The organism is Sandarakinorhabdus sp., from assembly GCF_040398645.1.
Classification (GTDB): Bacteria; Pseudomonadota; Alphaproteobacteria; order Sphingomonadales; family Sphingomonadaceae; genus Sandarakinorhabdus.
The window spans coordinates 1-14,417 of the sequence record NZ_JBBATR010000023.1 but is presented as its reverse complement, the minus strand read 5'-3'; the positions used below and the strand labels follow the sequence as shown (position 1 = coordinate 14,417).

The 14,417-nt window shown below is 65.0% G+C and carries 10 protein-coding genes and 1 tRNA gene; 5 read left to right on the top strand and 6 right to left on the bottom strand.

The window, feature by feature from the left end:
* The first annotated feature begins 236 nt into the window (after positions 1-236).
* From ABWP50_RS07290 to ABWP50_RS07280, 3 genes are read left to right on the top strand one after another with little or no spacing between them, the layout of a single operon-like run.
* On the top strand, positions 237-1,568 hold the full coding sequence (locus ABWP50_RS07290; RefSeq protein ID WP_353217335.1) for a GDSL-type esterase/lipase family protein: 1,332 nt from the start codon (positions 237-239) through the stop codon (positions 1,566-1,568).
* Positions 1,568-2,980 (top strand): MBOAT family O-acyltransferase, encoded by a 1,413-nt coding sequence (locus ABWP50_RS07285; RefSeq protein WP_353217334.1) that lies wholly within the window; start codon positions 1,568-1,570, stop codon positions 2,978-2,980. Before ABWP50_RS07290 ends, ABWP50_RS07285 begins: the two co-directional genes overlap by 1 nt.
* Before the next feature lie 15 nt (positions 2,981-2,995).
* Complete coding sequence (locus ABWP50_RS07280; RefSeq protein WP_353217333.1) at positions 2,996-3,352, top strand: hypothetical protein; 357 nt, start codon at positions 2,996-2,998, stop codon at positions 3,350-3,352.
* Here ABWP50_RS07280 and ABWP50_RS07275 read toward each other — a convergent pair.
* Together ABWP50_RS07275 and gatB are read right to left on the bottom strand one after the other, a co-directional pair.
* Positions 3,343-3,813: a cell wall hydrolase gene (locus tag ABWP50_RS07275; protein ID WP_353217332.1), complete on the bottom strand. Its 471-nt coding sequence runs from the start codon at positions 3,811-3,813 to the stop codon at positions 3,343-3,345. The genes ABWP50_RS07280 and ABWP50_RS07275 overlap by 10 nt on opposite strands.
* 297 nt (positions 3,814-4,110) lie before the next feature.
* The gene (gene gatB / locus ABWP50_RS07270) at positions 4,111-5,607 is read right to left on the bottom strand and encodes an Asp-tRNA(Asn)/Glu-tRNA(Gln) amidotransferase subunit GatB (protein ID WP_353217331.1); all 1,497 of its coding nucleotides are present in this window, start codon (positions 5,605-5,607) and stop codon (positions 4,111-4,113) included.
* 29 nt (positions 5,608-5,636) lie between these two features.
* On the opposite strand from gatB, the gene ABWP50_RS07265 reads away from it, so the two are divergent.
* The gene (locus tag ABWP50_RS07265; protein ID WP_353217330.1) at positions 5,637-6,860 is read left to right on the top strand and encodes an acyltransferase family protein; all 1,224 of its coding nucleotides are present in this window, start codon (positions 5,637-5,639) and stop codon (positions 6,858-6,860) included.
* Here ABWP50_RS07265 and gatA read toward each other — a convergent pair.
* The 4 genes from gatA to ABWP50_RS07245 all read right to left on the bottom strand — a co-directional run bounded on the left by gatA (position 6,844) and on the right by ABWP50_RS07245 (position 14,146).
* A complete protein-coding gene (gene gatA, locus ABWP50_RS07260; protein WP_353217329.1) occupies positions 6,844-8,298 on the bottom strand; it encodes an Asp-tRNA(Asn)/Glu-tRNA(Gln) amidotransferase subunit GatA in 1,455 nt (484 codons plus the stop codon). The two genes, ABWP50_RS07265 and gatA, sit on opposite strands and share 17 nt — an antisense overlap.
* Positions 8,298-8,585, bottom strand: a complete 288-nt coding sequence (gene gatC, locus ABWP50_RS07255) for an Asp-tRNA(Asn)/Glu-tRNA(Gln) amidotransferase subunit GatC (RefSeq protein WP_353217328.1) — start codon at positions 8,583-8,585, stop codon at positions 8,298-8,300. Before gatC ends, gatA begins: the two co-directional genes overlap by 1 nt.
* A 72-nt stretch (positions 8,586-8,657) precedes the next feature.
* On the bottom strand, positions 8,658-13,478 hold the full coding sequence (locus ABWP50_RS07250; protein ID WP_353217327.1) for an NAD-glutamate dehydrogenase: 4,821 nt from the start codon (positions 13,476-13,478) through the stop codon (positions 8,658-8,660).
* A 71-nt stretch (positions 13,479-13,549) separates the two neighbouring features.
* On the bottom strand, positions 13,550-14,146 hold the full coding sequence (locus ABWP50_RS07245; protein ID WP_353217326.1) for a hypothetical protein: 597 nt from the start codon (positions 14,144-14,146) through the stop codon (positions 13,550-13,552).
* A 190-nt stretch (positions 14,147-14,336) separates the two neighbouring features.
* Here ABWP50_RS07245 and ABWP50_RS07240 point away from each other — a divergent pair.
* Positions 14,337-14,412, top strand: a tRNA-Thr gene (locus tag ABWP50_RS07240).
* The last annotated feature ends 5 nt before the right edge of the window (positions 14,413-14,417 follow it).

Below are 14,417 nucleotides of genomic sequence, written 5' to 3'. Positions count from 1 at the left end.
CCGGTGCCGTCTGCTGTCCCGCCGGTGCCGTCTGCTGTCCCACTGGTGCCGCCGGCTGGCCCACTAGTGCCGGCGGCTGGCCCGGCCGTGCCGATCGAATTGCCAGCTGACACGGAGGCCACTGCGTCCGCGCCGCCAACAAATCTGCTCCCCGATGTCCTGCCGCCGGAACCGGCTGCCGCCACGGATGCCCCATCTCGCAATCCGGCCCCCACCGAACCAAAACCGCCGCAGCCATGATTGCGGCGCTGCTTGCTGCGGCCGCCGCGCCGTGCCTCGCTGCCTTGTGCGGGGCCGATCTGCTCGCCGGCGTGCCGCTGAGCGCCGATGCCATGCCGCAAGATCGCCAGGTGCACATCGTGCAGATCGGCGATTCCCACACCGCTGGTGATGCCATCACCGGCGCGCTGCGCGACACCTTGCAGGCACGGCTCGGCAACGGCGGGCGCGGGCTGATGCCGGCGGGCCACCCGCATGCCGGCGTCCGGACACGCGGGGTCACCACATCCACCCACGGGCCATGGTTATCGCGCGGGCTGTTTGGCAGCGGCGCCGCCGATGCCTGGCCGCCGCGCGGCATCGCGGGCTACACGCTGATCAGCCGCACCCCCGGCGCGGCGCTGGGCCTGACGGCCGATACGGCATTTTCGGCATTTGGCGTGTGTGTTGCCGCCGCGCCGGATGGTCCGCGGCTGGCGCTCACGCTGGGCAGTGATACGCAGGAGCTGGCCTTTGCCGGAGATGGCCCGCAATGCCGGCGCGTGGTGCCTGCCGCTGCGGTCGATCAGGCCCGGCTGGAGCTGGTGGCCGGTGAAGCGATCATCACCGGCTGGTGGCTGGAGCGGCCGGGCGGGATCATTGTCTCCAATCTGGGCGTGCCGGGATCGCAATTGCAGTTTCTGGGCCGTGCCGACGATGCCACCATTGCCGCGCAGTTTCAGGCGCTGCCGCCCGATCTGGTCATCCTGGCCTTTGGCACCAACGAAGCCTTTGCGCCGTTTTTCGATGCCGGCCGGCTGGATGGGCAGATCCGCGCGCAAGTGGCGCGCATCCGCCGTCTGGCCGGCGCTGTGCCAATCCTGCTGATCGGCCCGCCCGATGCCGCCAGCCGCAACACGCAATTGCGGGCCAATGCGCCGGGCATCGCTGCCGATTGCAATCCGGCGATCATGGCCACGCCGGGCCGGCTGCCGGTTGAAGGCTTTGATATTCCCTATTGGGATGATGCCGGCGGCGTGCTCGCGCCGGATCCGGTGCGGCTATCCGGCCCGATGCTGCGTCCGGTGCGGCGCGGGCTGCCGCTGTTCACGCCGCCGGCGCTGGGTGCGGTGGCAATGGTGCAGCGCCGGCTGGCGGCGGAACTGGGCCTGGCCTTCTGGGATTGGCGCGCTCGGCAGGGCGGGGCCTGCGCGGCGGTGCGCTGGATGCAGCAAGGCTTGATCGGGCCGGATTTCATCCATTATTCGGCCGCCGGCGGCGCCGAAGTGGCCCGGCTGCTGCTGGCTGATCTTGATGCAGCCCGGGTCGTGGCCAAGGCCGCTGCCGGGGTGGGCGGGGTTGCGCCCTGATGCTGTTTCCCACGCTGGATTTCGCGATATTCTTTCTGCCGGTGCTGATCCTGGTGTGGACGGCGGGGCAGGCCAGCAATGAATGGCGCAAGATCATCCTGCTGCTGGCCAGCTGGGTGTTTTATGGCGTGTGGGATTGGCGTTTTGTGGCGCTTTTGATTGCATCGGCTGCGATCAACTGGTCGATTGCAGCGCGCATCGATGCCCGGCTGGCCCGCGATCAGGCTGCGCAGCCGTGGCTGGCCATCGGCGTTGCAGCCAATCTGGCGATTCTGGGCTGGTTCAAATATTATGGGTTTTTTGTCACGGAGGTCGCCGGCGTGCTGGCCGGGCTGGGCTGGAGCCGCGATTTGCCGGTCATCGAAGTGATATTGCCGGTCGGCATCAGCTTCTTCACCTTCCAGGGCATGAGCTATCTGATCGATGTGGCCCGCCGCGACACGCGCCCGGCCACTTTTCTTGATCTCACCTTGCTGATGAGCTTTTTTCCGCATCTGGTGGCCGGGCCGATCGTGCGGGCCAGCCATCTGGTGCCGCAGTTCGCATCAAAGCCGCGCCTGACACGCGGCATGGTCGCCAGCGCCATCATCCTGATCATCTGGGGCCTGTTCAAGAAAACCGTGGTGGCCAGCGAGCTTTCGGTGGCGCTGGTCGACAAGGTGTTTTTCGATCCATCAGCGCAAACCGGCCTTGATCTGCTGGCCGGCGCCTATGGCTATGCCGTGCAGATTTATTGCGATTTTTCAGCCTATTCCGATATGGCCGTCGGGCTGGCGGCGCTGCTGGGCTACCGGTTTCCGCGCAATTTCTTGTCGCCTTATCGGGCGGCATCGCTGCAGGATTTCTGGCGGCGCTGGCACATCTCGCTGTCGAACTGGCTGCGTGACTATCTGTACATCAGCCTGGGCGGCAGCCGCGGCAGCATCTGGTTCCTGTGCCGCAATCTGATGATCACCATGTTGCTCGGCGGCTTGTGGCACGGCGCGAAATGGACATTTCTGATCTGGGGCGCGCTGCACGGCGGCGTGCTGGCCATGGAACGGCTGTGGCGGCAATGGCGGCCGGCGGGCTGGCCGACCCTGCCGGCACCACTGGCGGTGCTGATGATTTTCCATATTGTCGTTGTCGGCTGGATTTTCTTCCGGGCCGACACGCTGGCCGGGGCGCTGGATTATTTCGTCCAGCTTTGGGCGTTTCGCCCCGGCGTGGCACTGGCCAGCCCGTTGCTGGTCGGTTTGATCGGCGTGGGCATGGCCATTCATTTCACCCCGCCCAATTTGCTGCCGGCCATGGCGCGGCGTGTGGCGACATGGCCAGCGCCGGTGCTGGGCCTTGCGGCGGCGGGCGCCGTGTTGCTGATCGATGCCATGCGTTTTGAAGGCGTGGCGGCCTTCATCTATTATCAGTTCTGATCGGGAAGGTTGCGCATGGCCAGCAAGTTTGATTCGCCTGTGGATGTTGATGCGGATGCTGCTGGCCTGCCCGGCCTGGCACATATGGCCATTGTGCTTGGCACGGCGTTGCTGGTGCTGATGCTGGGCAACGCGCATGCGCTGGCCGCCTGGGCTGATGGCCTTGAGCCCAGTGCCCGCAGCGCCCAGATTGCTGTCTTCGCGCACGGCGTTGCCGATCAAACGGCTGCTCTTGGGCTCGATGGCCCGCGCGCTGCGCTGAAATCACGCTGGGATAATGCAAAAAGGCTGCGCTGGGATGATCAGGCAGTTGCTGATGCCCCTCATGATATAGGCACTCAGCTTGGTGAGCCGATCAGCGCTCAGCGATAGAAATCATGATCTTCCACGCGGACCAGCCGCGTGCGGCCGCGGAAGAAGCGATCGGGCTTGGCCCAATTGGCGTGAAAATACAGTGCGCCCTTGGCATGATCGCGGGCATCGCCGGCCATCACCGTGCGCGCCACGTCCATGGCCTGCGCCCAGGTTTCGCTGCTGCGGTTGGGGCGGTAGCGGCTGAGCCGGAAAAATTGTCCAGGCTGGTTGGCAACGGCGCACACATCGTCGCCAAAGCCATGCTTGACCCGATTGATCAGCACCTGCGCCACGGCAATCTGTCCGGCGCGGGGTTGGTTGCCAGCTTCGTGGTGTACCACTTTGGCGATGCAATTGAGATGGCGAACATCGAGGGCAGCCGCTTTGTGTGCGTTTGCTTCGGTACCAATTCCGGCCTGCGCAGCGCCCGCATCGCTTTCCGCATTTGGGGCCATCGCGGCGGTCGTTTGGGCCGGCATTATGGCCGGTTGGGCCGCCACATGGGCGATGGCCAGAAGGGAGGAAATAACCAGAGCCGCACCAGCTGCCGGGATCTGCATGTTCGAAGCAAAGGACATAGGTCATGCCAAGACTGCGCTTCTGCGGCGAATGGCAGCCAAAACACCGCTACCAACGCGACAGACACGACGTGCAGGAAAAGCAAAACCCGTGCCGATTCCCTGCCATCAAACTGTCATACGCAGTTGCAACAACGGCTCGCGTGCGTCAACCTTGAGGCGACGAACCGCCAGCCTGCGTCGGCAAACCGAGCCGGTTCAGCCCGCCAGCAGAGCCTTCAGCCGGTCATTGACCACGCCGGGCGCAGCCTTGCCGGCCATGGCGCGCATGACCTGGCCCACGAAAAACCCGAACAATTTGTCCTTGCCGCTGCGATATTCGGCCAGCTTATCCGGATTTTCATCGAGGATTGTCTGGATGGCAGCATCGATGGCCCCGGTGTCGGACACTTGGCGCAGGCCGCGGGTTTCCACGATGCTGCTGGCGCTGGCCTCGGTTTCCAGCATGGCTTCGAACACTTGCTTCATCAGCGGGCCAGACAAGGTGCCATCAGCCGCCAAGGCCAGCAGCTCGGCAACGGCGTCGGCGGACACCGGGCTGTCGCCTATATCCTTGCCCAGCTTTTTCAAGGCAGCAAACAAATCGCCTGACACGAAATTGGCGACGCGGCCGGCAGCATCGGCCAGCGGCATGTTCAGCCGGGCGGCCGTGGCAGCCAGCGCGGTTTCAAACCATGCCGCGGTTTCCTGTTCAGCCGTCAACACCCCGGCCAGATAGGGCGGCAGGCCAAGTTCGCTGCCGTAGCGCGCTCGCTTGGCCGCCGGCAGCTCCGGCAGCGATGCCCGGCACTCCGCAACAAACGCATCGTCAAACACCAGCGGCAACAGATCGGGATCAGGGAAATAGCGATAATCATGCGCATCTTCCTTGCTGCGCATGGCCCTTGTGGTGCCGGTGCCGGGATCGAACAGCCGGGTTTCCTGCACCACGGTGCCGCCGGATTCGATCAGATCTACCTGGCGGCGGGCTTCAACCTCCACGGTCGCCATGATGAAGCGCACGCTGTTGACGTTCTTGGTCTCCGTGCGTGTGCCGAATTCGGCGCCCGCGCGCCGCACCGACACGTTCACATCGGCGCGCATCGAGCCTTCGTCCATATTGCCATCGCAGCTGCCCACATAACGCAGCAACTGGCGCAGCCCGGCGACATAAGCGCCGGCTTCGGCCGGAGAGCGGATATCCGGCTTGGACACAATTTCCATCAGCGCGCAGCCGCAGCGATTGAGATCGACATAAGACATCGACGGGTGCAGATCGTGCACCGATTTGCCGGCGTCCTGTTCAAGGTGGATACGCTCCACGCCGATGCGTTTGGTGCTGCCATCATCCAGCGTGATGTCCAGATGGCCTTCGCCAACGATGGGATGATAGAGCTGGCTGATCTGGTAGCCCTGCGGCAGATCGGGATAGAAATAATTCTTCCGATCAAAGCGCGACCAATTGTTGATCTGCGCATCGATGGCCAGCCCGGTGCGCACGGCCTGGCGCACGCACACGCCGTTGATCACCGGCAACATGCCCGGCATCGCCGCATCAACCAGACTGACCTGCGCATTGGGCTCGGCACCAAATTGGGTGCTGGCGCCTGAAAATAGCTTCGAATTGGCCGTAACCTGCGCATGGACTTCCAGCCCAACCACGATCTCCCAATCGCCTGTTGCGCCTTTTACGGTGTATGTTTTGGTGTCCGACATACGCATTGCTTTGGCGGCAAGCCTTGAAAATGGCAAGTCACGCTCCGCTGCAAGGGCTGGGTGACGCGCCGAAAACCGGCGTCGATCCCGGACGTCTGCGCGCGCTGGACGGCCTGCGCGGCTTCTGCGCTGTGTTGGTGTGCTTGTTTCACTTTCCGGCCGCCGGGCCGCTGGCGCAATCGGCGCTTGTGCGCGGCGGCTGGCTGTGTGTGGATTTCTTCTTCGTGTTATCGGGCTTTGTGATTGCGGCCGGTTGGGGCGGGCGGCTCAATGCGCCGGCGGATCTGCACCGTTTCCTGGCTTTGCGGCTGGCGCGGATCTGGCCGCTGCATATCGTCATGCTGTTGTTGTTCCTCGCCACTGAACTGCTGGGCGCCGCGCTGGCCGATGCCGGGATCATGCGCCGTTCGGCGTTTGGCGCTGGCTTTGGCATGGCAGATTGGGGCCTGTCGGCGCTGCTGCTCAATTGTTTTGGCTATACGGGCGGTCCCGTCTGGAATGTCCCGGCGTGGAGCATCGCTGCGGAATATTGGAGCTGGGTGATCTTTGGCTTGGCCTGGGTGTGGGGCGGGCCGCAGCGGCTGTGGCTGGTGGCCGGGCTGGGCCTGTTGGCATGGGCGCTGATGGGCGCCGACGGCGGCGGCATGGTGCGCACCTGGGACACAGGCTTGCTGCGCGCTGTGTGCGGATTTTTCATGGGCGTGGTGGTGCATGCACTCTCGCAGCGCGCCGGGCAGGCACCTGGCTTTGGCACAAGGGCGGCAATGGCACGGGCCACAGCCATCGAGACAGGTGCCGCCATGCTGGCGCTGCTGTTCATCGCTGCAGCGCCGCCTGCGCCGGCCAATCTTGCCGCGCCGCTGGTGTTTGGCCTCGCCGTCCATGTGTTTGCACGCGAAGCTGGCTGGATCAGCCGATTGCTGATGACGCCGCTGCTGCTTCGGCTGGGGCTATTGTCGAGCGCGCTTTATATCTCGCACGCGTTTGTGCAGGCGCGGTTTGGCGATGTGCTTGGTTTGCTGCCCCGCATTGTCCGCGGCATGCCGGCGTTGACGGTGCAGACCTCCGGCGGCGAAGTGTTCGGCCGCAGCGCTGGTGAAGGCACCATGCTGAGCTTGCTCATGCTCGGGCTGGCCATAACCGTCGCCCATTTTGCGGGGCGTATGGTGGAAGAACCGATGCGCCGCTGGGCACGTGGCCGCTGGGCCAGCCGTCCGTGGTCACCAGCTCGGCTGGTTACGGCTGAGCGGTGAAGCCTGCGGCGCGTTCGATGGCCAGCCCGGCATTGAGCACGCCGATCTCGTCCAGTGGCCGCCCGATGATCTGCAAGCCGAGCGGCAAGCCGGAGGCAGACAGCCCGCCCGGCACGCTCATGGCAGGCAGCCCGGCCAGGCTGGCCGGCACGGTGAAGACATCATTCAGATACATGGCGATGGGATCGGCCTTGGCCCCGAATGCAAAGGCCGGGCTGGGCGCAGTGGGGGTGAGCAGCACATCGCAGCGTTTGAACGCGGCTTCGAAATCGCGGGCAATCAGCGCCCGCACCTTCTGGGCCTGGGTATAATAGGCGTCGTAAAACCCGGCCGACAGCACATAGGTGCCGATCATGATGCGGCGCTGCACTTCCTTGCCAAAGCCAGCCGCGCGGGTGGCGGCATACATGTCCTGCACATTGCCGCCGGGCGGCAGCACGCGCTGGCCGTAGCGCACGCCGTCGTAGCGGGCCAGATTTGACGAAGCCTCGGCCGGAGCGACGATATAATAGGTGGGCAGCGCATATTTTGTGTGCGGCAGGGAAATCGGCACGATCTGCGCGCCGGCCGCTTCCAGCCAGGCAATGCCGGCATCCCACAGGGCGGCAATTTCCGGGTCCATCCCGTCCAGCCGATATTCGGCTGGAATGCCAACCCGCTTGCCCTGCATCGAGCCGGTCAGGCCGGCGGCGAAATCCGGCACCGGCACATCCAGGCTGGTCGAATCCAGCGGATCAAAGCCGCACATCGATGTCAGCAGATGCGCGCAATCGGTGACGGTGCGTGCCATCGGGCCGGCCTGATCAAGGCTGGAGGCAAAGGCGATGGTGCCCCAGCGCGACGCGCGGCCATAGGTTGGCTTGATGCCTACGATGCCGACAAATGCCGCCGGCTGACGAATGGAGCCGCCGGTGTCGGTGCCGGTCGCGCCGGCGCACAGCCGCGCTGCCACGGCTGCGGCTGACCCGCCGGACGAGCCGCCGGGGACCAGATCGGCATTGCTGCCCGCTGCATGCCACGGGCTGATCACCCTGCCATAAGCGCTGGTTTCGTTGGACGATCCCATGGCAAATTCGTCCATGTTGAGCTTGCCCAGAAACACCGCGCCATCGCGCAGCAGATTGGCCGACACCCGCGATTCATACTGCGGCACAAAGCCCTTCAGGATCAGCGATCCAGCCGTGGTCTGCACGCCATCGGTGCAAAACAGATCCTTGATACCCAGCGGAATGCCGGCCAGCGGCCCGGTGCGCGTGCCGGCATCCACCTGCGCGGCCTGCGCCAATGCCAGTTCCGGCGTTTCGGTGATGAAGGCGTTCAGATGGCGATTGGCGGCCATGGCATCCAGATGGGCCTGGGCCAGTTCAACGGCACTGAATTCCTTGTTCGCCAGGCCGGCCTGCATCTGCACCAGCGACAATTGGGTTAGCGCGGTCATTATTCGATCACCTTGGGCACGGCAAAAAAGCCGCTGGCAGCATCCGGCGCATTGGCCAGCACCTTGTCCTGGATGTCGCCATCGCTGACGACATCGGCGCGCCAGCGCAGCGTGCCCGGCATCACGCTGGCCATCGGATCGACGCCGCTCGTGTCCACTTCACCAAGCTGCTCGATCCAGCCGAGGATGCCATTGAGCTGCTCGGTCAGGCCCGGCACGTCCGCTTCGGGGATGGCGATGCGCGCCAGACGAGCGATTTTTCGCACGATATTGTTATCGACAGACATGGTTTGCCGCTAGCAGGCAGGGCGCGCCGCAACAAGTGGTGACGAGGCGCGATCGGCGGTGAGCAGGATCGATCAGGCCAGGGCAGCGCGCGCCAGCCCGGCGACATGCGCCAGCATCGCCGGTGATGCGCCGCTGTCCCGCGCCTGCGCGATCGGTGCAGCGATGCGCGCCACGCGGCTGGATTCGCGGGCCAGCCACACGCTGATCGCTGCCAGCGGATCTTCGCCCGGCAGTGCAATCCGCGCCAGCAGATCAAGCCGCAATTGTTCAAAATCGCGCACCAGGGCTGCGGTGAGGAGGCGTTCCCACGGATCGGTGGGCGCCAGTGCAGCCGCGGCGCCGCGCGCCCAATCCAGGCCGGTGGCTTCACCCAGCATCGTGTATGCCTGCGCCGTCGCTGCAACGTCCAGCTGGCGCTGCGCCGCGAGCAGCGCCGTGCCGATGGCACCGTCCAGCGCCTCGATCCGCACCACGGCGGCGGCCAGATCAGCCGGTGCGCCCGCTGCGGCCAGCCGCGCCGAAATCCGGTCAAGTTGCCCGCGCACTTCGGCGCGCAGCACCTGTTGCAGCGCGCCGCTCAGCGCAGCAACGCCCGGCGCCAGATCGGCCACCAGCGCCGATGCCATGCGCCCGCTGCCCAGCCGCAGCACATCGGCCATCTGCGCGCGCAGCGCGGCCTGCGCCTGGCGGTGCAGGCTGCTGGCGGTTGCGGCGGGCACATCGGCGGTATCGATCGCCGCCCACAACGCTGCCATGCCGAATAATTCGCGCACCGCCACAAATGCGCGGCCGACATCGGCCAGGCTGGCGCCGGCTTCCTCGGCCAGTTCAAACGGCGCCGTTAGCCCGGCGCGGTTGATCAGCTCGTTGGCCAGCTTGGTGGCGACCAGTTCGCGGCGCAGCCGGTGATTGAGGATTGCAGCGCGGTGCGGCGCCTGCATCGCTGCCGGGAACGCTGCAATCAGATCGGTTTCCAGCAGCGGATCGTCCACCACGTCGCTGGCCACCAGCGCTTCATAGGCCGCCATTTTGGCGTAGGCCATCACCACAGCCAGTTCCGGGCGCGTAAGGGCTTCGCCAGCAGCAGACCGTGCCGCCAGCGCGTCATCGCCGGCGAGGCCTTCGATGCTGCGGTTCAGCCCGGCATCGCGCTCGAGGGTCTGGATCAGGCGGCGCAGGGCCGGCATGGCCGCACTGCCGCCGGCTTGCGCGAGGCTGAGCGCCTGGGTTTGCAGATGATTGTCGCGCAGCACGAGCGCCGCGACATCATCTGTCATCGCCCGCAGCAGCGTGTCACGGTCCGGCGGGCTGAGCCGCCCGGCAGCGACATCGCCGCTCAAGGCGATCTTGATGTTGACCTCGTGATCCGAACAATCGACTCCGGCGGAATTGTCGATGAAATCGGTGTTGATGCAGCCGCCTTGGCGGGCAAATTCGATGCGCGCGGCCTGCGTCAGGCCAAGATTTGCGCCTTCGCCGATCACCCGCGCCTGCAATTGCCGCGCATCGATGCGCAGTGCATCACTGGCGCGGTCACCGGCATCGGCGTGGCTTTCGGTGCTGGCCTTCACATAGGTGCCGATGCCGCCAAACCACAGCAGATCGACCGGCATTTTCAAAATGGCGTTGATCAGATCAGCCGGGGCCATCGCGCTGGCGCTGACGCCCAGCATCGCCTGCACCTGCGCCGACAGCGGGATGGATTTCAGGCTGCGCGCAAACACGCCGCCGCCTTCGGAAATCAACGCCTTGTCATAATCATCCCAGCTTGATCGCGGCAACGCAAACATCCGCTGCCGCTCAGCAAACGCCGCTGCCAGCCCGGGCTCAGGACGCGGATCGAGGAAAATGTGGCGGTGATCGAAGGCCGCCACCAGCGCCACCGCCGGTGATAACAGCAGCCCGTTGCCGAACACATCGCCCGACATGTCGCCAACGCCGGCCACCCGCACCGTCTGGGTTTGCACATCGATGTCCAGCTCGCGGAAATGCCGCTGCACACTGATCCACGCGCCCTTGGCGGTGATCGCCATCGCCTTGTGATCATAGCCATTGCCGCCGCCACTGGCGAAGGCATCACCCAGCCAGAAGCCATGATCCTGGGCAATTGCATTGGCCGTGTCGGAAAATGTGGCCGTGCCCTTGTCGGCGGCGACCACCAGATACGGATCGGGCGCATCGTGGCACAGCACGCCGGCCGGCGGCAGCACAGCGCCGTCCACCGCCAGATTGTCGGTGATCGACAGCAGCGCGCGGATGAACACCCGGTACGCCTCGGTCCCTTCGGCAAACCAGGCATCGCGATTGCCAGCCGGCGGCAGCAGCTTGGGATAAAAACCACCCTTGGCTCCGGTGGGCACGATCACGGTGTTTTTTACCTTTTGCGCCTTTACCAGGCCCAGCACTTCGGTGCGGAAATCATCGCGCCGATCCGACCAGCGCAGGCCGCCGCGCGCAATTGGCCCGCTGCGCAGGTGAATGCCTTCCACGCGCGGCGAATAAACCCAGATTTCGCGGTAGGGCACCGGCGCCGGCAAGCCCGGCATGGCCGCCGAATCAATCTTGAAGGCCATGGCTTCGGGGCCGCTGGGCACGTAGAAATTGGTGCGCAGCGTTGCCAGCATGGCGGCGCGGTACAGGCGGATGATGCGATCATCATCGATGCTGGCCACGCCGGCCAGTGCCGTATCGATGCGGGCCAGCGCAGCAGCCTGCGCGGCAGCCCGGTCGGCCACATCGGGCGCAAAGCGCGCGGCAAACAATGCCACCAGATCGCGCGTGATGGCCGGCGTGCGCTTCAGGGCGTCCACCACGGTCATCACGCCGTAAGTCACGCCGGTTTGCCGCAAATACCGAAACCATGCCCGCAGCAGCGATGCATCGCCAGCGGTAAGGCCGCACGACAGGATCAGCGCATTGAAGCCATCATTTTCCTGCGCGCCCATCAGCACATCGGCCAATGCCGGTGCCAGCCGGCCCGCGAAGGCATCGATATCGGCCAACAGCGACGCATCCGGCAATTCGGTCAGGAAATCATGCACCCAGCCCAATTGGCCGCCGGCCAGATCGAATGGATATTCCTCGATCACCTTCAGGCCGAAATTTTCCAGCACCGGCACCGCTTCGGACAGCGGGATGATCCGGCCCAGCCGATAAATCTTCAGCCGCACCTGGGCCTGAACGCCGTCTGCCGGCGCAGCCCCGCCCACTGGCGCAGCCCCGCCCACTGGCGCAATCCGCACGGCGCGCGCGCGGTCGTCTGGCAGATCAGCCAGCGCCAGGATATCGCTGGCCGCATCGGCGGGCGTGTGCTGGGCGCGGTAGCTGGCCGAAAAGGCGCGGCCATGGCTGATGGTCAACAGCGCTGCGCGGGCAGGGTCCACCCGCTGCGCCAGCACGGCTTCCAGATCCTCTTCCCAGCCGCGCACCAATTGGCGCAGCCGCCGATCAAGCAGCGCGGCACTATCAGCCGTGAAGCTGGCGGCATCGGCCACCGATACCACATAATGCACCCGCGCCAGGCCTTCTTCGCGCAATTCCACTTCATACCGGGTGATGCTGCCGTGCAATTCCTGCGCCAGCATCTGCCCGGCGGCTTCGCGCAGGCGGCTGGTATAGGCGTCACGCGGCACATAAATCAGCACCGAAACGAAGCGCCCGAACGGATCGGCACGCGCAAACAGTTTCGGCCGCGGCCGATCCAGCAGGCTGAGCAGCCCCAGCGCCATGGTTTGCAGATGCGCCGGACTGGCTTCGAACATTTCCTGGCGCGGGAAGCTTTCCAGCACGTGCACCAGTGCCTTGGCGGTGTGGCCAGTGTCACCAAAGCCCAGCGCATCGATGATTTCGCCGACCTTGCGGCGCAGCAGCGGCACCTGGCGCGGCGACGTGCCGAGCGCGGCCGACGTGTACAATCCCAAGAACCGGGTTTCCGAAACGACCCGGCCTTGCCGATCAAAGCCTTTCACGGCGATCAGATCGCCATTGACCCGGCGGTGCACGCTGACAACAGCGCCGGCGCGGGTGATCAACAGCGGTTCCGGGCTGGCCAGCAAAGCCCGCAATGCGCGCGGCGTGTCGCTGTCGCCGCGTACGCCGGACCACAGCGGATACTCAGCATCTCTCAGCAGCCCATAGCCGATATCGCTGCGCTGCTGCATCGCCGGATCAGCCAGATCGCCGTCGATCAAATAACGCCGTGCGCCCAACAGCGTGAAATTGTCAGCCGCCAGCCATTCCAGAAATGCCATGAATTCGGCTGTGCGATGCGGGGCCAGCGGCGGCGGATTGTCGGAAAGCGCACGAATGCTGCTTTTCAGCAGCGCCAGCATGGCCTGCCAATCGTCCACCGCAACCTGCACATCGGCCCACACCTGCGCCAGACTATCGATCAAGGCGGCACGGGTCGCCGGATCGACTTGTTCGATTTCCATGTAAATAACTGATTCGCGGCTCACGGTTGCCGGCGGCGGCCCGGCTTCCGGGGCTGTAACGGCCAGCATGCGGCCGGTTTCATCACGGCGAATATCAACAATCGGGTGCAGCAGGCGGTGAATTTCGATGCCGGCAGCGGTAACGGCCGCTGATGCCGAATCAACCAGAAACGGCCGATCTTCGCCAATTATGGCCAGGCGCAGGCGGCGCGGGCCGGCGGCACCTGTTTGGGCCTCCACCACAATCGCCGGTGCACCGGGCAGCCGATGCCCGGCCGCAGCGGCGACAAAGCTGGCCAGCCCGGCGCGGCCAGCCTCGTCAAGGTCTTCGATCTCGCTCGGCAATGCCTGCGCAAACAAACTGTGCGCAAGGGACGCCAGCGCACCGGCGAAGGCAGCGTCATCGGGCGCAACGCCATCAATCAAAGCAGGCGAAACGCCGTCAATCAAACCAGGCACGGGAAAAGCTCCTGCGGTATATGCGCCTGATATGCGCCCAGCCGGCAGGAAAGAAAAGTGTGATCTAACTATCACTCCCATATTTTCGTGACAGGAAACACACTGGTTGGTGGCTGCCGGCGCGGAAATGGCTCGATCACCGGTGCCAACTGGGCAATGTCGGCAAAAGCGTTGGCCAGCTCGGCCCGAAGGCGTTTTGCAGCGCTTTTCGACAAGACTTCGCGCCAGCTGAGCACGATCTGCACCAGCCCGGCCGGATCGTCGGCTTCGGGCAACGGCAGCGCCAGGCCGCGCACCAACAGCTGCGCTCCCATCGGATCATTGACGCTGGCTTCAAACGGGATCGGCATCGGCTGCAGGGCCACGAGCTCACAGGCCGCCACCAGTTCCTCGCCCAGGCCAGGATCACGCAGCAGCTGCAACCCGGCCATCAAGCCAAAGCGCGCCGATACCGGCCCGCCAACGCTTTCGATGATGGCGCGTCCAGCCGGATCACGCACAACCAGGCTGTGATCGAAAAATGGCGCCAATGCCGCGGCGATGCCATCATCAGATGCATTCTGCCACGCCGCCAGCGCCCGGTTGGTCAATCGCCGTTCCACAACAACACTCAGTGGCACCTGATCGAACCGATAGGAACCCGTATCACTGCGTCCAACCGTCGGCATTGATGATTGCTGCGACGATGACGGCGCGAGGCGATTGCCGGGTGAAGTGTAGCTCATGCTGTTGGTAACGACGCCTGCGGCCCACCATTGAGGCGCCAATCGGTTTTTCACACCGCCACAATCCGCGCCCCGCCCAACACGCCCCTTGCCAGCGCCGCCCCCCGCTGATAATCGCGGCGAATTCAAAGAGGCCGCTTTAGCTCAGCCGGTAGAGCACATCATTCGTAATGATGGGGTCAGGTGTTCGAGTCACCTAAGCGGCACCACCCAC